Here is a 19,845-nt window from a genome sequence, read left to right on the forward strand (position 1 = left end):
GGTGGAGCAGCCCGGTAGCTCGTCAGGCTCATAACCTGAAGGTCACAGGTTCAAATCCTGTCCCCGCAACCAATTTTGCCATAAATCACCGGCCGTCTCGATCTGAACAATCGAGACGGCTTTATTGTTGGACTGGCACACAATCGTCGTGGGCGACGATCAGCCGGACCCAAACAGCCAGTCTTCAACACAAACTGCCCTAGCCTAGCGCAGACCTTCCCTCGCCAGGCTTCGCGGTCAACAAGTTGGCACCGGCGTTTTACACGGAATGGTCGCGATGATTTGTACTCATCCGGTGAAGACCGCAGGCGTTCGTATCCGGCGGCCATGACACCGCAGTGCTGAGGTCAAGCTTTCGATGGGGAGACGCGATGATATTCTTCGAGGAGGAGTTCGACCTCCTCGATGCCTTCATCGGTGAAGGCCAAGATCCCGTCGTCATCGTTGGCCCGTAGACCCAGATGACGCCGTCCTCGGGCTCGAGACCGAGCGTCAGGTCCTGGATGAGCTCTTCGCTGACGCCGAGGTCCCTGGCGACACGTTCGACGGTGTGAACGTGAAGCACCTTATTGCGCTGCATATCAGGCCGCCGCTGGTTGAGTCCGCAGTTTTGCGGATCTCCAATTCCATGGCAGCAAATCATCGATCCGATGGGCCGGATAGGCGGGCAGTCGGGCGAGGACGTCGGCGAGCCAGGACTGCGGGTCGATATCATTCATCTTGGCGCTGACGATCAGGCTGTAGAGAACGGCAGCGCGCTGTCCGCCGCGATCGGAACCGCAGAACAGCCATGACTTTCTGCCGAGAGCGATGCGGCGCAGGGCTCGCTCGGCTGCATTGTTCGACAGACAAATCCGCCCATCGTCCAGGAACCGGGTGAAGGATGACCAGCGGCGCAGCATGTAGTTGAAGGCCTTGGTCAGATCGTGTCCGCGGGGGAGCTTGTCGCGTGTCTCGATCATCCAGCGCTTGAGCTCGGTGATCAGTGGCAGGCTCCGCACCTGGCGCGCGGCGTGGCGTTGGCCTGGCGACATGCCGTTGATCGCGCGCTCGATATCGAATAAGGCATCGATGCGCTTCACGGCTTCAACCGCTCGCGGATGGACCAGGTTGGGCTTGTCGCCGCGCGCCTTCTTGCGCGCCGCCGCTTCGATATCGGCCAGCTCGAACACTTTGGGCCGGCCGTGGGCCCAGCAGCTGGCTTCCAGAACAGGCGCCGGCTGACGACCCGACGCATAGAGATCGACATAACCGCCAAAGGCATCGGCCTGCAGAATGCCGCTCCAGCCGGCGATGCGCCGCGGGATGTTCCCCTCGGCGATCGCGGGAATTGTAGAACACTGCCGCCGGCGGATCGGCGCCGCCGAACGGTCGGTCATCGCGCACATAGGTCCATAATCGGCCGGTATCGGTCTTGCCCTTGGCCAGGACTGGCACCGTCGTGTCGTCGCCGTGCAGACGTGAAGCGGCCAGCACATGGGCTTCGAGCCGCTTGAACAGCGGCATCAGCGCCGCGCCGCCGGCGCCGACCTGGTCGGCGAGCGTCGACAGGCTGAGCGGCACGCCTTCGCGGGCATAGCGTTCAGCCTGGCGGTTGAGCGGCTGATGCTGGCCGAACTTCTCGAACAGGATCATCGCCAGTAGGCCGGGACCGGCCCAGCCGCGTGGGGTGGCGTGCAACGGCGCCGGAGCCTGGCTGATCGCCTCGCAGTCGCGGCAGGTGAACTTCTCCCGCACGTCTTGGATCACCTTCCATTGCCGTGGCACCACCTCCAGCGTCTCGGTGATGTCCTCACCCAGCTTGCGCAGCCGGTGACCGCCGCAGCAGTCGCAAGCGGTCGGCGCCGGCTCGACCACGCGCTCGCGTGGCAGATGCTCGGGAAATGGCTGGCGCGCCGCTCGCTTGCGCACATAAGGCGCCACCTCGGTGGTCCGGGCCGCGGCTTGTGCGGCGGCGATCTCGTCTTCCGTCGCCGTGCTCTCGAGTTCCTCGAAGGTGAGCTCCATCTGGTCGTGCAGGCGGGCTGAGCCTTCAGAACTCTGACCGTGCAGCGCCCGCTGCAGCTCCCGGATCGTCAGGTCCTGATGTGCGATCAGCGCCGCATCATCCGATGCCTTGGCCCTGGCGACCGCCAGTTCGGCCTCGACCAGCGCAGCGCGCGCGGCCTCGTCTTCGGCTCTGGCCAGCGCCGCGCTCAGCGCTGCTCTCAGCGCGCCGATATCGTCCGGAACAGCATCCTGGGCGGTGGCAACCATGCCCTGGAGTGAATCATAAAACGCGTCCGCTGGCTCGCGGAAAATGGCGCAAATCAAAGAAAAACTCAGCCCGCGCGCCGCGGGCGGAACGTGTGGCGCGGGTTGCGCCAATCGATCCCGTCGAGCATGTAGGCGAGCTGCGCCGGTGATATGGAAACCGTGCCGTCCGCCGGCGACGGCCATAGAAACCGGCCCTTCTCGAGCCGTTTTGCATACAGCGACATGCTGAGCCCATCATGCCAGATAGTCTTGATCAGATTGCCGTTGCGGCCGGGGAAGACATATAGATCGCCGGCATGCGGATCCCGGCCCAACGTCTCCTGGACCTGCAGAGCGAGGCCTTGCATCCCACGACGCATATCGGTCCGGCCGACCGCCAACCAGATCCGCACCTGGCTCGGAACCGGGATCATGATACGCCCAGCGCCTTCACCATCGCCGCCGCAAGGGTCGGCGGCGTGGTCAGCGGAATCCGCAGCCGCACCTTGCCGGCGATCTCCAGCTCGATCACGGCTGGTGGCGCCGGCACCGAAGCGGCGGCAGGCTCATCGCGAACCACGACAACTTCGGCAAAGCCCGTTTCCCGGGCTCTTAACGTGCGGCGCCACTTATAGATCAGGCTGGTCGCGACATCGTACTGACGCGCCGCCGCCGCCACTGTGGCCCTCGGCGCGAATGCTGCGGCCAGTATCCGGCACTGATCCTCTTCACTCCAACGACGACGGCGTTCGGGCCCGGTCAATATCGTCATCTGGCTCATGGCTGTGCTGCGAACTCCGCTCGTAAGGACGACCTTAAGAGCGCAGCCTCGCTACCGGCCCATGTTCGCGCAAGGCGGCCCTCGCCGGAGGCGTACGATGATTTGAGCTCCGAGCTCCTTGCTCGGGTCGCCGACCAACGAGTCGAAGGCGAGAATTCCAACCTTGTAAGTCATGCTTGTCGTCCGCCTGGACGCGCCCCGAAAACGTGGCGGATGATCTTCCCCAGATGTCATTGGAGCATATTGAGGGGTGCGGCCTTGGAGCGGCGAGGGGACTTGCCTACATCGCTCATGTCGTCGATATGAAGGTCGATGAGGCGCCGAAAGTTTTAAGGCGCGCTATACGGGACTTGGTCGGCGACTCACCGCGTTCGACTAAGCGCTCGGTTTCGGTCGCCCAGCGACGCGCGTCGTCTCGGCGCAGGAAGGTGGTCTCACTGACGTAGTGACCTTTGCGACGAACTTGGACACGCCAGGAACCGGACGAGAGCTTTGGGTAGGTGGCCATATATTCGTGTGCGCTCCGTGTGCGACGAGAGATCGAAAAGTGGCGAAAATTGTCGCATTCTGGCGTAAATTCGTGTGCACTCGGCAGCTTCTACCGATTTGATGTTACATAAAAAATGGCGAAAAATCAGACAGAGTGGCCGTTTGCGCCCATGGTGCCTCGGATTCGGTTGATGGACGCATGAAGCCACTGGCCCTGATCTCCTCAAAGGACCCGGATTTCTTCCTGGTTTTCGGCCACATCCTCTCGGTTGCCGGCTTCGAAACCCGACTGATCACGGCAGACAAGGAAATCGCACGTGTCATCAAGGCGGCGGCGCCGCTTGCCGTTATCCTGGACTGTCAACCCGGCGACGGCAAAATCGCCAAACAGTGCCTGTCGCTGAAATCGAGCGAAGCGACGGGAGGCATCCCCATCGCAGCCCTCGTCGCTCCCCGTTCCGGCAAGCTGCAGCTCGAACTGATCAAGGCTGGCGTCGACGAGATATTTTCGCGGCCGTTTGCGCCCGAACAGCTGCTGACCTGGCTGCATGGCAAAGCGGGTCTTGCGAAGCTATCGCGCGAAACGGACTCGGGAGATGTGGTGCATGGCGATTTTCGGCTCGAGCGACAGACCCACCGGACATTCTTCAAGCAAAACGAGATTGTCATGCCGCCGATCGAGTTCAAGCTTTTGCGAAGCCTTTTGGCAAAACCAGGCAAGGTTTTCAGCCGCGAGGAACTGGTCGCGACCGCATGGCCTGAACATGCCGCCGCAACTGATGTGCGGGGCGTCGACGTTCATATAGCAAGGCTGCGCAAAAGGCTTCGGGCATCCGTGGGAAGCGATGTGATCAGGACCGTCCGCTCCGCAGGCTACGCGTTCGCGCCGGAGTGGTAACCTGCTTGGCGCGTCCGGCACCTGCCGGACGCGTGTTGGCGTCCGTCCGAGCTCTTGGCCGGCACGCCGGGTCACAGGCATCTGCCCTCAATGGCTCAGGATGGTATCGAGGAACAGCCGGGCGCGTGGGTGAGCGGCTCTAGAGAAAAAGTCATTGGAAGAGGCATGCTCGACAATGCGGCCTTCGTCCATGAAAACGATCTCGTCCGCGACTTCGCGTGCAAAACCCATTTCATGGGTCACGCAGACCATGGTCACGCCGGTTCCCGCCAACGCGATGATCACGTCCAGGACTTCCTTGATCATTTCCGGGTCAAGCGCCGAGGTGGGTTCATCGAACAGCATGATGCGGGGATTGAGGCAGAGAGCGCGCGCGATCGCCGCTCGCTGTTGTTGACCGCCCGAGAGCTGGGCCGGGTAGGCATGCGCCTTTTCGGGGATGTGCACCGTCGTCAAATGCTGTATGGCGATCTCTTCGGCCTCGCGCGCCGGTTTCAGGAGAACCCGGCGCAGCGCCAGCGTGCAGTTGGCGAGCACGGTGAGGTGCGGAAAGAGATTGAAGCTCTGGAAGACCATACCTGTCTGTCGGCGCGCCCGCGCGGTATCGCGAGCATCTTTTCCCAGAGTTATCGCTTCGAACTGGATCGTTCCCTTCTGGAAAGGTTCGAGACCGTTGATGCAGCGGATCAATGTCGACTTGCCGGACCCGGACGGTCCGCAAACGACGACGCGTGCGCCCGCTCGTACCGTCAGATCGATGTCTTTCAAAACCTGCAGGGCACCGAACCACTTGTTGAGGCCGTCGATACGCACAAGGGGGAAGGATTGAGCGGTGGAGATTGGGGCTTGAGCGAGCATCAGCGACGTCCAGCTGCAAGCAGGCGCTGCTCGATGCACTTCACGCCATAAGAAACGATCAGCGCCAGGGCGAGAAACAGAACGCCGGCGACGGTCAGCGGCTCCGCGTAACGATAGGTCTCGGAAGCGATATCGAAGGCGCGCCCGAGCATTTCCGGCACGGCCAGGATCGCGAGATAAGGCGTCGCCTTGAGGATCGAAACCAGGTAGTTGCCGAGCGGCGCGGCGATGTTGCGCAGCATTTGCGGTCCGATGATGAAAATGATCGTGTCGCGGCGGGTGAGGGACAAGGCTCTGGCTGCTTCCTGCTGCCCCCTCGGAATGGCGTCGATGCCCGCCTTGAACACCTCCGCCAGATAACCGCTGTAATACAGGCTCAGCCCCAGTATTCCCACCGTCATGGCGCCAAGCCGGATCCCGTAGAAGGGCATGACGAAATACAGGAAATAGAGCCAGGCCAGAACCGGCGTTGAGCGGATGAAGTCGATCAGGAAGCGCACGGCGAGGCCAGGCGCTCCGCCCCCGCGGCGGATCATTTCGAACATGAAGCCAAGCGCCGACGCACCGAGGCAACTCAAGACCGTGGCGAGCAGCGTATTCCCTATCGCGCCGATTATGGTCGGGATGGTCGAGAGTGCGAAATCGAGGTTAAATCCCACGAGGCGTTCCTCTTTCGGGATTGACCCGCTTCTCGAGCCAGCGTCCGGCGAGTGCGATCGGATAACAGACGACGAAGAAGGCTAGCAGCAGCGCCGAATAGATCGCGACCGGGTCGTATTCGGTCTGCGAGATTTCCTTGGCGCGGAACGTCATGTCCGTCAATGTGACCAACGAGACAAGGGAAGTCGCCTTGACGAGCTGAATAAGGTTGTTGACGAAGGTGGGACTCATGGCGACCAACGCCTGGGGGAGCTCGATCAGAAGCAGGATCGCCGGGCGCGAGAGGCCGAGCGCCATGCCAGCCTCGCGCTGGCCGGCAGGAAGAGATTGGAGCCCGGCGCGCACCGCCTGGCTGGCATAGCCGCCGCTATTGAGGCCGAGCACCAATGCACTGACGGTCAGCGCCGATAGAGTGACGCCCACGACCGGCAGCACGTAGTAAAAGACGAAAAGCAGGACGACGACCGCGGAGCTGCGCCAGAATTCGATCACGGCGGTAACCAGAAAGCGCGCCATACCGGTGGTCAGAAACTGCGCGACGCCGAAAACGAGCGCGAAGGGGACCGCGAAGACCAGGCCATAGGCTGTGACCTGTGCGGTGATACCCAGCCCCTGTAGAATGCCCAGCCAGATGTCGAGCATGCTCACGGGGTGCCACCACTCTTTGCCGAGGCGGGTGGCAACGATGCCGGTATCGTTTCGCCGTGCCGAACGAAGGCGACTTTGCGCTGAGAAATCGTGCCCTCCGGACCGGACCTCATGGCAATCCTCCGCGCCGTGAAAAGGACGATCGCCTGTACGGCCAGGCGATCGATGGCTCTCTCTTAAACCCGGCGGGAGTCGAGTGTCAATAAATATGAACATACTATTGCGAAAGTTCATATTGCGCGCATTTGCCGTGAATGGCGCAATGCGTCGCCATAGAGCGCCACGGCCTTCGGCGCCGCCGTTAGCCGGTATTTGCGCGCTACGTTACGATGACGGCTGAAACCCGTTGAATCGGACTGCTCCAAGGCTGTTTTGATCGTCCCCGACCGGGGACTGTTCGACCTGTTCCCGGCGCAAACGGGGACAGGATGGCTATCTCGCGCAACGATACCGAGGGACACGCGCGCAGTTCGCGCATGCTGCGCACCGCGCTTGGACCCGCCATTGCCCGGTTTCTCGACGATTCCGCGATCGTCGAGGTTATGCTGAACCCGGATGGCCGGATCTGGGTGGATCGGCTTTCGGAAGGTTTGGCCGATACGGGGGAAATGCTCGCGCCTGCCGCTGGCGAGAGGATTGTGCGCCTGGTCGCCCATCATGTCGGCGCCGAGGTCCATTCCCGTTCCCCGCGCGTCTCGGCCGAGTTGCCGCAAACCGGCGAGCGTTTCGAAGGCCTGTTGCCGCCCGTGGTCGCCGCGCCGGCCTTCGCGATCCGCAAACCCGCCGTCGCCGTATTCACGCTCGATGACTATGTCGCGGCAGGCATAATGGCGGGCGGCCAGGCCGCGATATTGCGCGCCGCCGTTACCGGGCGCTTAAACATCCTCGTTGCCGGTGGCACATCGACTGGCAAGACGACGCTGACCAACGCGCTGCTCGCCGAAGTGGCGAAAGGGATGGATCGGGTCGTCATCATCGAGGACACCCGCGAACTGCAATGCGCGGCCCCTAACCTCGTCGCGATGCGCACCAAGGATGGCGTCGCCACGCTCTCCGACCTGGTTCGCTCTTCGCTGCGCTTGCGGCCCGATCGCATCTCAATCGGCGAAGTGCGCGGCGCCGAAGCCCTGGACCTCTTGAAGGCATGGGGCACCGGGCACCCCGGTGGCATCGGCACCCTTCATGCCGGCTCCGGCATAGGCGCCCTGCGCCGACTTGAGCAGCTTATCCAGGAAGCCGTCATCACTGTCCCGCGCGCGTTGATCGCCGACACGATCGGCCTCGTCGCTGTCCTCTCCGGACGTGGCGCCGCGCGACGCCTTAGCGAGCTGGTCCGGGTCGAGGGCCTCGGTCCCGACGGCGATTATCGCATTGCTGAAGCCACGTCCACCAACCCAGGAGAAACCTCGTGATCCGCCTCCTTTCACGCTGCCACGGCAACATGGCCGCAGGAGCCGTCGCCCTTGCCGTCAATCTCCTGGTCGCGTCGAGCGCCCATGCCTCGGGTTCCTCGATGCCGTGGGAACAGCCGCTCGAAAAGATCCTGCAGTCGGTCGAGGGACCGGTGTCCAAGATCATCGCCGTCATCATCATCATCGTCACCGGCCTGACGCTGGCCTTCGGCGACAGTTCGGGTGGCTTCAGGCGGTTGATCCAGATCGTTTTTGGCCTTTCGATCGCCTTCGCGGCGTCGAGTTTCTTCCTATCGTTCTTCTCGTTCGGCGGCGGAGCGTTGATCTCATGACAACTACTTTCGAACAACTCGACGCGGTGCCGGGGTGGACGGTGCCCGTTCATCGGGCCCTGACCGAGCAAATCCTGCTTGGCGGCGCGCCGCGCGGGATCGCAATCCTGAATGGCACGCTGGCCGGTGCGGTCGGTCTTGGGCTGCGGCTCTGGCTGGTCGGTCTGCTGATCTGGGCAATTGGACATGTCACGGCGGTGTGGGCTGCCAGGCGCGATCCGCTGTTCTTCGAGGTCGGGCGCCGGCATCTGCGGCTGCCCGGGCATCTCTCGGTTTGAGGGCGCCGCTATGATGAGCCTTGCCGAATACCGGCGGACTGCTGCTCGCCTTGCCGACTATCTGCCTTGGGCGGCACTCGTCGCCCCCGGGGTCGTGCTCAATAAGGACGGCAGCTTTCAGCGCACCGCGAGGTTTCGCGGGCCAGATCTCGACTCCGCCGTAGCGGCCGAACTCGTTGCGGTGGCATCGCGCATCAACAATGCCTTCCGTCGCCTCGGCTCGGGCTGGAGCATCTTCGTTGAAGCACAGCGGCACGAAGCGGCTTCCTATCCCGAAAGCCAGTTTCCCAATGCGGCCTCCGGCCTGCTCGATGCCGAGCGCAAAGCCGACTTCGACGAGGAAGGGGTTCATTTCGTATCCAGCTACTTTCTCACATTTCTCTTCCTGCCGCCGCCCGAAGACGCCACGCGCGCCGAGGGATGGCTTTATGAGGGCCGCGACCAGTCCGGCGCGGATCCGGGTGAGATCGTGCGTGCCTTTGTCGACCGCACAGAGCGCGTGCTGTCCCTGCTCGACGGGTTCATGCCGGAATGCCACTGGCTCGATGACGGCCAAACGCTGACCTACCTGCACTCGACGATCTCAACCAAACGCCATCAGGTGCGCGTCCCCGAGACCCCGATCTATCTCGATGCGCTGCTGGCCGACGAGCCGCTCGCCGGCGGGCTCGAACCGCGGCTTGGCGACAAGCATCTTCGCGTGCTCACCATCGTCGGCTTCCCGACCGCCACGACACCCGGCCTGCTTGACGACCTCAATAGGCTGGCCTTCCCGTACCGCTGGTCGACCCGCGCGATCCTGCTCGACAAGGTCGACGCCGTCCGCCTGTTGACCAGGATACGGCGGCAATGGTTCGCCAAGCGCAAGAGTATCGCCTCGATTCTGAAGGAGGTGATGACCAACGAGGCATCGGCACTCCTCGACACCGACGCCGCCAACAAGGCGGCCGACGCCGACACGGCCCTGCAGGAGCTCGGCGCCGACATGGCGGGTATGGCCTACGTCACCGCGACCGTCGCCATATGGGATTCCGACCCGCGCGTGGCCGACGAAAAACTGCGGCTCGTAGAGAAAGTCATCCAGGGCCGCGACTTCACGGCGATTGTCGAGACCGTCAACGCCGTCGACGCCTGGCTCGGTTCGGTGCCCGGGCACGCCTATGCCAATGTCCGCCAGCCGCCGATCTCAACGCTCAATCTCGCCCACATGATCCCCCTCTCGGCCGTGTGGGCGGGGCCGGAACGGGACGAGTATCTGGTCAGTCCTCCCTTGCTCTACGGCAAGACCGAAGGCTCGACCCCGTTCCGGTTGGTCCTTCATGTCGGCGATGTTGGCCACACGCTGGTCGTCGGCCCCACCGGCGCTGGCAAGTCGGTGCTGCTGGCGCTGATGGCGCTGCAATTCTGCCGCTACCGCAATGCTCAGATCTTCGCCTTCGACTTCGGCGGCTCGATCCGGGCGGCGACGCTCGCCATGGGCGGCGACTGGCACGATCTCGGCGGTCATCTCACCGAAGGCATGGACGCCTCCGTTTCGCTGCAGCCGCTCGCCCGCGTTCATGACACGTACGAGCGCGCCTGGGCGGCTGACTGGATCGTCGCGATCCTGACACGCGAGGGCATCGTGATCACCCCGGACGCAAAGGAGCATATCTGGGCGGCGCTGACCTCGCTCGCCTCGGCTCCGGTCGAGGAGCGCACCATCACCGGGCTCAGCGTGCTTTTGCAAGCCAATGACCTGAAACAGGCGCTTCGTCCCTACTGTGTTGGCGGCCCTCACGGCCGGCTGCTCGACGCCGAGGCCGAACACCTCGGCCCGGCCTTGCCGCGGGCGGCATGGCGGTGGCGAGCTATGGCGCAGCCGGCCTGGCGGCGCGAGGCGCGACCGCCGCATCCTCGGGAGCGATGTCGGCCGCGCGTGGCGGTATGTCACTCGCTGGCGGCGGTTCGGCCGCCTATACGCTTGGCGCAGCCAGCCAGTCTGGCGTGGCAGGCATCGCCTCCGGCTTGGGCGGCATCGCGCGCGCTGGCGCTTCGGCGGCAGCCTCTCCGCTCAAGCGCGCCGCCGCAAACACCGGTCAATCGCTTAGGTCAAGCTTCGCCTCCGGCGCCAGTTCGGCCGCTGAAACCACCGGCGGTTCGTCGACCATGGGTACAATCGGAGGCGCCGAGACCTCAGCCGCTCCTGCGCCCGGCGCGGGCAGGCCATCCAGCGCTCAAGGAGAGCCCGAATGGGCCAGACGCTTGCATCGCTCCCAGCGCCTCTCTCACGGCGCCCAGACCGCTGCCCACGCGGTGCGCGCCGGCGACAGCCATGGCGGCGGCGCTTCCGTTTCTCTTTCTGAAGGCGAATGACCCATGAACATCTTTAGGCGCCCCGCCGTCCACTACGGCAAGACCCCTCGACCGGAAACCCCCTATCAAAAGGCCGAGCAGATCTGGGACGAACGCATCGGCTCGGCACGCGTGCAGGCACGGAACTGGCGCGCCATGGCGTTCGGGTCGCTCATCCTGTCGGCGGGGCTCGCCACTTCACTCGTCTGGCAGTCGGGCCGCGGCACTGTCGTGCCCTGGGTCGTGCAGGTCGATAGGCTGGGCCAGGCTCAAGCGACCGCGCCAGCAACCGCGGACTATAAGCCGACCGATCCGCAGATCGCGTGGCATCTCGCCCGCTTTATCGAACAGGTGCGCTCTGTTCCAGCTGACCCAATCATCCTGCGTCAGGACTGGCTGCGCGCCTATGAATGGACCACCGACCAGGGCGCGGCGGCGCTCAACGACTATGCTCGCGCAGCGGATCCTTTCTCCAAGGTCGGCAAGAGCCAAGTCGCCGTGGACGTTTCTTCGGTCATCAGGGCCTCGCCGGACTCCTTTCGTGTCGCCTGGATCGAGCATCACTACGAAAACGGTCAGCTTTCAGGCACCGAGCGCTGGACCGCGATCCTGACGATCGTGACGCAGATGCCAAGCGACGCCGAACGGCTTCGCGCCAATCCCCTCGGCATTTACGTCAACGCCATCAACTGGTCGCGGGAGATGAGCCAATGAGCCCGACGTCGCGTCTTGTTGCCGGCACGACTTTCTCAAGATACCTGCTATCGGCCATGCTGGTCTCGGGGACGACGCTGCTTGCGAGTTGCGCCACGCCTGCGAAGAAGCCGCCGAAGATCAGCTACGATACCTATGTTCCGCCCTTGCCGCCGGCTCCGGCCGCCGCGACCGATCCAAGGCCGAAACCTCTTCGCGTGCCACCGGGCTGGGCCCCGGCACGGGGCGGCGCCATCGGCGAAACGCCGGCCGCCCGTGTCGAGAACGCCAACGCCGCGGCGCGCGTGGAACCGCGCCGCGAGGGCTACTACAACGCGATCCAGATCTACCCATGGAGCGAAGGAGCGCTCTATCAGGTCTACGCCGCACCTGGCCAGATAACGGACATCGCGCTTGAGCCGGGCGAGAGCCTGACCGGCGACGGTCCGATCGCGGCCGGTGATACCGCGCGCTGGATCATCGGCGACACCGAAAGCGGGTCCGGCATTGCCCGACGCGTCCACGTCCTGGTGAAACCCTCGCGGGCGGACATCACAACGAACCTTGTCATCGCCACCGACCGGCGCAGCTATATGCTTGAGCTACGCTCAGGCGCGAAGCCCTACATGCCTGCCGTTGCGTGGTCCTATCCGGCTCTGAAAGCGGGCCTCCTGCAGACCGTCACCACAACACCGACCATACCGGACGTTACAGCACGCAACTATCGCTACGGCCTTACCGGTGACAGCCCGCCCTGGAAGCCGGTGAGCGCCTATGACGATGGCCGCCGGGTCTACATCGAGTTTCCGCGCGGCATCGTGCAAGGCGAGATGCCGCCGATTTTCGTGATCGGTCCGGACGGCGAGGCTGAAATCACCAACAGCCGCGTCTATCGAAACGTCCTGATCGTCGACCGCCTTTTTGGTGCGGCCGAACTGCGTCTTGGCGCTGGAAAGCGGCAGCAGACGGTAAGGATCGTCCGGATCGATGGAGGAAGAACCGATGGGTTGTGGCGGAGACCAAGCGACGGCGTCGCGTCGAAGGCGCCGAACGCAAGGCACAGGGGAGAGCTTTAGGCATGAACGAGAATGATATGGCCGTCGAACCCATGCGGCTTCGCGCCGACCCGCCGCGTGTGACGCGCCTGTCGCGCAAGATGCTCGCAGGCATCGGCTTCGTCGCCTCGCTCGGTGTCGCGGGCGCGCTGATCTACGCGCTGCAGGATGCTAACACAATCAAGCAGGGTGAAGAGCTCTACCCTACCTCCAATCGGCCGCCCGCCGACGGACTGGCGCGCCTGCCGCGCGACTATGCCGGCCCGATCCTTGGGCCGCCGCTGCCTGGTGATCTCGGCAGGCCGATCCTTGATGCCCAAAACAAGGGACAGGCCGTCGTGCCACCGTCGATCGCCAGCGCCGCGATTGACGAAGCCGAGCAACGCCGGCGAGCCGAAGAGGAAGCGGCCAGAACCTCACGCATCTTTTTCCAGACAACGCAAGGAGATGCCAGGACCGCGGAGGCGTCCGCCCCTGCAGTTATCGACCCTGCCAGTCAGAACGGTCAACCAAATGCGCAGGATCGCGAGCTTGCCTTCCTGTCCGCTGCCGCTGACCGGCGGACCGTGGCGCCAGATCGCGTCACGCCGCCGGCGTCACCTTATGTGCTTCAAGCCGGTGCCGTGATCCCGGCCGCGCTTATCACGGGTATCCGGTCGGACCTTCCGGGGCAGATCAGCGCTCAGGTAACCGAAAATGTCTATGACAGTCCCACCGGCCGCTCGCTGCTCATCCCGCAAGGCACTCGTATTATTGGGCAATACGATAACGCAATTGGTTCGGGACAGCGTCGCGTGCTGCTCGTCTGGAACAGACTGATCTTTCCCGACGGACGCTCGATCGTTCTGGAGCGGCAGCCTGGGGCGGATGAGCAGGGGTATGCCGGGCTCGAGGACGGCGTCGACTATCATTGGGGCGAGTTGTTCAAGGCTGCGGCGTTGTCGACCGTTCTAAGCGTTGGCGCGCAGGCCGGTTCGTCCGACCAGGACAGCGATATCGTGCGTGCTCTGCGCAGCGGCGCCTCCGATAGCGTTAGCCAAGTAGGCCAACAGGTCGTTCAGCGGCAACTCGATGTGGCGCCGACGCTTACGATCCGACCCGGGTTTCCCGTTCGCGTCCTCGTCACCCGCGACCTTGCGCTGGAACCATACGGAGGTTGATATGGCCAAGTTGAAACTCGCAACGATCAGCGACGACAAGCCAGTCAAGATTACGGTGGAATTGCCGGCGCCTTTGCACCGTGATTTGGTGAAATACGCAGAAATTCTTGGGCGCGAGACCGGGCAGCCATCTGCCAATCCATCGCGCTTGATCGCGCCGATGCTTGAACGGTTCATCGCAACCGATCGCGGCTTTGCGAAAGCAAAGAAGGAGGAGGCTTAGAGCTTTCCCATCGCCGACGACCGGCGAGCGTCTTGAGCCGAGACGCCGATGGATACTCCTGTCCATGGCTTCCGCAGGACGACGAGCAGATACGGTCCAACGAGGCTTTATTCGCCCGTCATGAACGGCCAAAACTTGTACTCACCAATAGGTCGAATGGTTGATCTTTCGATGCGCCCGACACTGTTATCTGCACGAGTAGGAGCCGATGCTGGAGCTGCCGCCCGGCATGACGACGCTGGCGATCAGGCTCTGATGCTGGCTACGCTGGCCAATATCTGAGGCGTCATCTTCTGCATTTGGCCTCGCTAGTTCATGAATTTTGGCGCCAGGGCCAATCGTGGCACAGCAAGCTTAGCATTCGAATTTTAGGTTCCGACGCGAATTGCCCGCGTAGCGAGGCGATAGCGTTTCCTCGATCGCCTCCAGTCAGCAATTCGTCGCGGGATGATACGGAACAATGCGGGAAATTTGACGGTTCGGGCCCACGAAGAAGCCAATGAAATCGATTTTCTTCCGACGCCCTCCGGGCCCACCAAATCTCCGAAGGAAGGTCGCCAAATCCGTGAGGACTCTACGGTCGACCCCGGGTTTCTCGGTCGGCGATTCTCCAGAAAGGGTCGCGGAGCGTATTCACATCTACCGGTAAAATGCACTGCTAATTGCACTACAAAATTTCGAAATACGACAGGTAACTATCTGATTTAAAGCATCTAAATTTCAGTTCGAGCCGTCTCGACCGCACCAATGGCTTCCTTAGCCAAGACCTATGAAGGTTTTCCTCCTCGGTTCTTCTTGAAACGTGGAGTGGCCTCGGCACGCTCAGCTTTCCAACGCCACAGTTCGTGTGCAAATCTGTTCCCATGACCGACGCCCTAGCTCCCAGCCGAACCATGCGCGATTTGATGGCGACGATCGGCGAGGTTTTGTTGATGTGGGGCTTTCTGGAAACGGCGTTGCGTAAGCGCCTTGATGTGGCAGCTCGACCAGCCGGCGAGCTATCCCGTCCACCCAAGGCCAGCCGAGATGCAATTGATCGATACAAGCAGAGCATCGGTCGCACGCTTTGGATCCGCCGTCTTTGCCCTGACATCGCGCAACAGATCGACCTGCAGCCTGTGGATGTCGTCCATCTGTCGCCGCAGACTGTCGAAACGCCGCCTGAACATCGGAAAGCGCTCGGGAAGATCGCCTCCCGTAAGGTCGCCGATCAGGCGTCGCGTCAACTCGTGTTCAGCGGCGATGCGGGCATGGATTCGGTGGGCCGCGTCGCTGTCGGACACCAGGCCGGCGTAGAGCCGCGCGATCTCCATGTCCGATTGGTAAAGCGTCTTCTCGGCCTCGTCGACGATCAGGCGAAAGAAGCGCGAGTGCTCGAACATGCGGCCCAGAAGTTCGCGCCCAGCCTCGCCACGCACCGTGACGAAAGCGCTGAGCGCGCTGCCAATGCCATACCAGCCGGTCAGCAGATGACGGTTCTGGCTCCAGGCGAACACCCATGGAATGGCGCGCAGGTCGGCAATGCTGCTGGCACCGAAACGGCGATCCGGCCGTGAGCCCATTTTCAGGAGCGTCAGTTCCGCGACCGGGCTTGCCTCGTTGAAATACTGGAGGAAGCCGGGCTCGGCCATCAACCGGGCATAGGATGCCTGTGACATGCCCGCCAGCGCTTCCAGCGCCTCATCGAACTCCGGCGTTTCCTTCGGTTCGACATCTCCGGGCGATACGACGCTGTGGGCCAGAACGGCGGCGGCGAGAATTTCGAGCTGGTTAAGGCCGGTGCCGCGATTGGCGAATTTCGACGATACGACCTCGCCCTGCTCGGTCACCCGCATGGTGCCAGTGACGGTGCCTTGCGGCTGCGCCGCGATTGCTCGGCCGGTCGGCGCGCCGCCACGGCTGACGGAGCCGCCGCGACCGTGAAAGAAACTGATCCTGACCTTGTGCTTGCGCCCGACGGCAGCGAGGCGCTTTTGCGCTTTTGCCAGTTCCCAATTGGAAGCGAGAAAGCCGCCGTCCTTGTTGGAATCCGAATAGCCAAGCATGATTTCCTGGCGCGCGCCGAAATCGCGCACCGTGCGCCTCACCAAAGAGACGTCGAGCAATCCGTTCAATATGCCCGGCGCGGCCTGCAGATCGGCGATGGTCTCGAACAATGGCACGATCCGCAGCCTGATTGTGCCGCCGGCGGGCGCGGTTGAGAGTCCGCAATATTGTGCCAGCAGATAGACCGCGAGCAGATCGTCGACCGAGCGGGTCATCGAGAGAACGAAAGAGCCGACAGCGTCGGGATCCGAGCTGGAGATGTGCTTGGCGATGACGGAGAATGTCGAAAGCAGTTCACCTGCTTCAGGCGAGAGGTACCTGGCGTCGATCTCCAGCCGCTCACCCTCGGCGATAGCTTTGCGAATGCGCGCCGACCATTGCGGCGTGCCGGCTTCGGCCGGATCGGCGGGATTTGTCAGTGCAAACAGCTCGGCCAGCACGCGGTTGACGACCGTGGAGTTCTGCCGGATGTCGAGCGAGACGGTGCGGAAGCCGAAGCTTCCGACTTGCCAAAGCAGGGGCTGGACGAAACGCCTGGCTACCGCGCGCCCTCCGATTGCTTCGAGAACGCGAGACAGCGCGTTCAAATCGGAACGAAACCCCTCTGCCGACGGGTACGCTGCCGCGCTGCCGTCCCGCGTGGCTATTAGGCGGGCAAACAAGGCCGAAGCAAACTGGCGAAGCGGTTCGTCAGGGTTGCGGGCGCTGATCACGTCAGCCTGTCCGCTTTTATCAAGCGCAGTATGCAACACCGGCTTGAAGCTGGCCGGCAGGTCGATGACGTTCGAACTGGCGCTGAGCACCGTCACCAGCCGCTGCATCTGCGCCAAATACCAGCCCAAGGCGGTATCGCGGTATTCGGCCAGGGCATGGGCGGTGACGGCGGCCGTCACATTCGGGTTGCCGTCGCGGTCGCCGCCGATCCACGAGGCATAGCGCATGAAGGAGGGGATTCTGATCGGCGCCGCCGGATAGTGGCGCTCGATGGCGCCTTCAAGCTTTCCATAGAGCTGCGGCGTTGCCTCAAAGATGACTTCGCGAAAGAAATGCAGGCCCCAGGCGATTTCGCGTTCGACCGTTGGGCGCTCCAGCCGCAGCTCGCCTGTCATCCACAGAAGCTCGATCTCGCTTTCCAGATCGGCGACCAGCAGGTCGCGTTCGCGTGGCGCCCAGCGCGGCTGGTCGAGCTCGGTCAGCTTGCGATAGATACGTCGGTGGATCTCCAGCACCGTGACGCGTTTGGCCTCGGTCGGGTGCGCGGTCATGGTCGGGCCGACGCAGAGTTCGTCGAGCCTCGCCTGGACCTCCGCCGCCGAATGGCCGTTCGCCGCCATCCGCGCGATCACACTGCCGAAGGAGCCGGGCATTTCGTCGACACCGGCGCCTTGTTCGAGTTCGCGACGCGCCCGCATGGCAAGCAACTCGTCGGCAATCGCCAGCAACTGGAACCAAACGCCGCTCGCCTGAAGCGCCGGGATGCGCTGCTCCGCCGCAAGCGAGACAAGTGACCTGCGTCCGGTCAGAACGGCGGCGATCTCGGGCTCGCGCGCGCTTGCGACCTGAAGCAGCAGGCGCAACAAGAGGCTGCGCTCGTCCTCCCGAAATTTGATGCGTCTGCTCTGTTCCAAACCGCTTCAAGCCGCCTTCTTCGTTCGCTCCAGCGTCTCCGCCACCACATCGCCGAAGGACGACGGCGTCGGCACGATGATGACGCCGGCCTCTTTCAGGATCTCGACCTTTTCCTGCGCGGACTCGCCGAAGGCCGAGATTATGGCGCCGGCATGGCCCATGCGGCGGCCTTTCGGGGCGGAGAGCCCGGCAATGTAGGCGATCAGCGGCTTCCTCATATTGTCGCGCGCCCAGATCGCGGCTTCGGCTTCCTGCGGTCCGCCGATCTCGCCGATCATCACCACGGCGTCGGTTTCGTCGTCCTGCTCGAACAGCTTCAGAACGTCCTTGAAGGAGGAGCCGTTGATCGGATCGCCGCCGATGCCGACGCTGGTCGAGACGCCGATGCCGAGCGCCTTCATCTGCGAGGCGGCCTCGTAGCCCAGCGTGCCCGAGCGGCCGACGATGCCGACGCGGCCGGGAAGGTAGATCGAGCCGGGCATGATGCCCATCAGCGCCTGCCCCGGCGTGATGATGCCGGCGCAGTTCGGCCCGACCAGCCGCATGCGGTCCTCGAAGCGGTAGCGGCGCATGTAGCGCTTGACCTGCATCATGTCCTGCGAGGGGATGCCGTCGGTGATGCAGACGCAGAGCTTTATCCCCGCATCCGCGGCCTCCATGATCGAATCGGCGGCGAAGGGCGGCGGCACGAAGACGATGCTGGCCTCGGCCCGGGTTTCGCGCACCGCGCCCTTGACGGTGTTGAAGATCGGCAGGCCGAGATGCGTCTGTCCGCCCTTGCCGGGAGTGACGCCGCCGACGAGCTTGGTGCCGTAGCGCTTCATGTCCTCGGCATGGAAGCTGCCGATCTTGCCGGTGAAACCTTGCACGATGACGCGCGTGCTGCGGTTGAGCAGGATTGCCATTTTTCCGTCCTCCCTCAGGCTGCTTTTTTCTTGGTGGCCGCGCGCCAAGCGGCGACAGCTTTTTCGGCGGCTTCGGCGAGCGTGTCGGCGACGATCACCGCCTCGCCGGAATCGGCCAGGATCTTGCGTCCTTCCTCGGCCCTGGTACCGGAAAGCCGCACCACCAGCGGCACGTTGACGCCGACCTCGCGGATCGCCTTGATGACGCCCTCAGCAACCCAGTCGCAACGGTTGATGCCGGCGAAGATGTTGACCAAGATGGTCTCGACATTCTTGTCGCCGAGCACGGCGCGGAAGGATTTCGCCACCCGTTCGGGCGAAGCGCCGCCGCCGATGTCGAGGAAATTGGCCGGTTCGCCGCCGGCGATCTTGATCATGTCCATCGTCGCCATGGCGAGGCCTGCGCCGTTGATGATGCAGCCGATATTGCCGTCGAGACCGACATAAGAGAGACCGCGGTCGCTGGCGAAGGTTTCGCGCGGGTCTTCCTGGCTCTTGTCGCGCAATTCGGAGATTTCCGGCCGCCGGAACAGCGCGTTCTCGTCGAACGACATCTTGGCGTCGAGGGCGACCAGGCTGCCGTCGCGGGTCACCACCAGTGGATTGATCTCCAGCATCGAGGCGTCGTAGTCGCGGAACACCTGGTAACAGCTGAAGATGGTCTCGGTCGCCTTGCCGATCAGGCTGTCCTCCAGCCCGAGCCCGAAGGCGATCTCGCGCGCCTGGAAGCGCTGCATGCCGACGCCCGGATCGACGGTGGCGCGGATGATGGAATCCGGCGCTCTTTCGGCGATCTCCTCGATCTCCATGCCGCCGGCGGCCGAGGCCACGATCATGACGCGCTCTTCCTTGCGGTCGAGCACGAAGCCAAGATAGAGTTCCTGCGCGATGTCGACGGCTTCCTCCAGATAGAGCCGCGAGATCAGCTTGCCGCGCGGGCCGGTCTGGTGGGTCACCAGCTTGCGCCCGAGCATGGCTTCGGCGGCGTTGGAAATCTCCTCGTCATTGGCGCACAGCTTGATGCCGCCGGCCTTGCCGCGCGCGCCGGAATGGACCTGCGCCTTCAGCACCCATTTGCCACCGCCGATCTCACGCGCCCGGTAGGTGGCCTGTTCGGGGCTGTAGGCCAGGCCGCCGCGCGGCACATGCACTCCATGCCGGGCGAGCAGTTCCTTGGCTTGATATTCGTGGATGTCCATTTTTTCTCCT

The 19,845-nt window shown here is 63.4% G+C and carries 18 protein-coding genes; 9 read left to right on the forward strand and 9 right to left on the reverse strand.

The annotated features are described in order from the left end of the window. Nucleotides 1–581: 581 nt before the first annotated feature. From tnpC to tnpA, 3 genes are all read right to left on the reverse strand, one after another. Nucleotides 582–2,256 (reverse strand): IS66 family transposase gene (gene tnpC / locus LB543_RS28650; protein ID WP_224595420.1). Its coding sequence is split into 2 segments (ribosomal slippage): nt 582–1,293 and nt 1,292–2,256, totalling 1,677 coding nucleotides; the frame shifts between segments, so codons are not numbered across the junction. A gap of 65 nt (nt 2,257–2,321) precedes the next feature. Further along, entirely contained in the window at nt 2,322–2,669 is a 348-nt protein-coding gene (tnpB, locus tag LB543_RS28655; protein WP_140812357.1) for an IS66 family insertion sequence element accessory protein TnpB, read from the reverse strand. Then, entirely contained in the window at nt 2,666–3,016 is a 351-nt protein-coding gene (tnpA, locus tag LB543_RS28660; RefSeq protein ID WP_224595414.1) for an IS66-like element accessory protein TnpA, read from the reverse strand. The genes tnpB and tnpA overlap by 4 nt, the downstream gene beginning before the upstream one ends. 688 nt (nt 3,017–3,704) lie before the next feature. Here tnpA and LB543_RS28665 point away from each other — a divergent pair. After that, complete coding sequence (locus tag LB543_RS28665) at nt 3,705–4,403, forward strand: winged helix-turn-helix transcriptional regulator (RefSeq protein WP_140812358.1); 699 nt, start codon at nt 3,705–3,707, stop codon at nt 4,401–4,403. A gap of 87 nt (nt 4,404–4,490) precedes the next feature. Here LB543_RS28665 and LB543_RS28670 read toward each other — a convergent pair whose 3' ends face one another. Genes LB543_RS28670 through LB543_RS28680 form a run of 3 tightly spaced genes read right to left on the reverse strand, consistent with a single transcriptional unit; the run spans nt 4,491 to nt 6,569 of the window. Continuing rightward, nucleotides 4,491–5,261 carry an amino acid ABC transporter ATP-binding protein gene (locus LB543_RS28670; RefSeq protein WP_140812428.1) on the reverse strand — a complete coding sequence of 257 codons (771 nt, stop codon included), beginning with the start codon at nt 5,259–5,261 and terminating at the stop codon, nt 4,491–4,493. After that, on the reverse strand, nt 5,261–5,920 hold the full coding sequence (gene ehuD, locus LB543_RS28675) for an ectoine/hydroxyectoine ABC transporter permease subunit EhuD (RefSeq protein WP_224616553.1): 660 nt from the start codon (nt 5,918–5,920) through the stop codon (nt 5,261–5,263). Before ehuD ends, LB543_RS28670 begins: the two co-directional genes overlap by 1 nt. Then, a complete protein-coding gene (locus tag LB543_RS28680) occupies nt 5,910–6,569 on the reverse strand; it encodes an amino acid ABC transporter permease (RefSeq protein WP_224616554.1) in 660 nt (219 codons plus the stop codon). Before LB543_RS28680 ends, ehuD begins: the two co-directional genes overlap by 11 nt. A gap of 428 nt (nt 6,570–6,997) precedes the next feature. Here LB543_RS28680 and trbB point away from each other — a divergent pair, with 428 nt between their 5' ends. Genes trbB through LB543_RS28720 form a run of 8 tightly spaced genes read left to right on the forward strand, consistent with a single transcriptional unit; the run spans nt 6,998 to nt 14,056 of the window. Beyond that, the gene (gene trbB / locus LB543_RS28685; RefSeq protein WP_224616555.1) at nt 6,998–7,981 is read left to right on the forward strand and encodes a P-type conjugative transfer ATPase TrbB; all 984 of its coding nucleotides are present in this window, start codon (nt 6,998–7,000) and stop codon (nt 7,979–7,981) included. Next, nucleotides 7,978–8,313: a TrbC/VirB2 family protein gene (locus LB543_RS28690; RefSeq protein ID WP_411908793.1), complete on the forward strand. Its 336-nt coding sequence runs from the start codon at nt 7,978–7,980 to the stop codon at nt 8,311–8,313. The genes trbB and LB543_RS28690 overlap by 4 nt, the downstream gene beginning before the upstream one ends. After that, nucleotides 8,310–8,591, forward strand: coding sequence for a VirB3 family type IV secretion system protein (locus LB543_RS28695; protein WP_224616556.1), 282 nt, complete (start codon nt 8,310–8,312; stop codon nt 8,589–8,591). The genes LB543_RS28690 and LB543_RS28695 overlap by 4 nt, the downstream gene beginning before the upstream one ends. 10 nt (nt 8,592–8,601) lie before the next feature. Further along, nucleotides 8,602–10,953, forward strand: a complete 2,352-nt coding sequence (trbE, locus tag LB543_RS28700; RefSeq protein WP_224616557.1) for a conjugal transfer protein TrbE — start codon at nt 8,602–8,604, stop codon at nt 10,951–10,953. Further along, nucleotides 10,950–11,639 carry a conjugal transfer protein TrbF gene (gene trbF / locus LB543_RS28705; protein WP_140812365.1) on the forward strand — a complete coding sequence of 230 codons (690 nt, stop codon included), beginning with the start codon at nt 10,950–10,952 and terminating at the stop codon, nt 11,637–11,639. Before trbE ends, trbF begins: the two co-directional genes overlap by 4 nt. Further along, nucleotides 11,636–12,694: a P-type conjugative transfer protein TrbG gene (gene trbG / locus LB543_RS28710; RefSeq protein WP_140812366.1), complete on the forward strand. Its 1,059-nt coding sequence runs from the start codon at nt 11,636–11,638 to the stop codon at nt 12,692–12,694. The genes trbF and trbG overlap by 4 nt, the downstream gene beginning before the upstream one ends. Nucleotides 12,695–12,696: 2 nt before the next feature. Continuing rightward, nucleotides 12,697–13,833 carry a TrbI/VirB10 family protein gene (locus tag LB543_RS28715; RefSeq protein WP_224616581.1) on the forward strand — a complete coding sequence of 379 codons (1,137 nt, stop codon included), beginning with the start codon at nt 12,697–12,699 and terminating at the stop codon, nt 13,831–13,833. Nucleotide 13,834: 1 nt separating this feature from the next. Continuing rightward, the gene (locus LB543_RS28720) at nt 13,835–14,056 is read left to right on the forward strand and encodes a DUF2274 domain-containing protein (protein WP_140812367.1); all 222 of its coding nucleotides are present in this window, start codon (nt 13,835–13,837) and stop codon (nt 14,054–14,056) included. Nucleotides 14,057–15,054: 998 nt separating this feature from the next. Here the strand turns inward: LB543_RS28720 and LB543_RS28725 are convergent. The 3 genes from LB543_RS28725 to LB543_RS28735 are packed head-to-tail and all read right to left on the reverse strand — an operon-like array spanning nt 15,055 to nt 19,835. Next, entirely contained in the window at nt 15,055–17,730 is a 2,676-nt protein-coding gene (locus LB543_RS28725) for a phosphoenolpyruvate carboxylase (protein ID WP_224616558.1), read from the reverse strand. Between the two features lie 6 nt (nt 17,731–17,736). Continuing rightward, nucleotides 17,737–18,636: a succinate--CoA ligase subunit alpha gene (gene sucD / locus LB543_RS28730; protein ID WP_127871573.1), complete on the reverse strand. Its 900-nt coding sequence runs from the start codon at nt 18,634–18,636 to the stop codon at nt 17,737–17,739. A 14-nt stretch (nt 18,637–18,650) separates the two neighbouring features. Next, complete coding sequence (locus LB543_RS28735) at nt 18,651–19,835, reverse strand: malate--CoA ligase subunit beta (protein ID WP_140758194.1); 1,185 nt, start codon at nt 19,833–19,835, stop codon at nt 18,651–18,653. Nucleotides 19,836–19,845 lie beyond the last annotated feature (10 nt).

Source organism: Mesorhizobium sp. ESP7-2 (genome assembly GCF_020164715.1).
Lineage (GTDB): Bacteria > Pseudomonadota > Alphaproteobacteria > Rhizobiales > Rhizobiaceae > Mesorhizobium.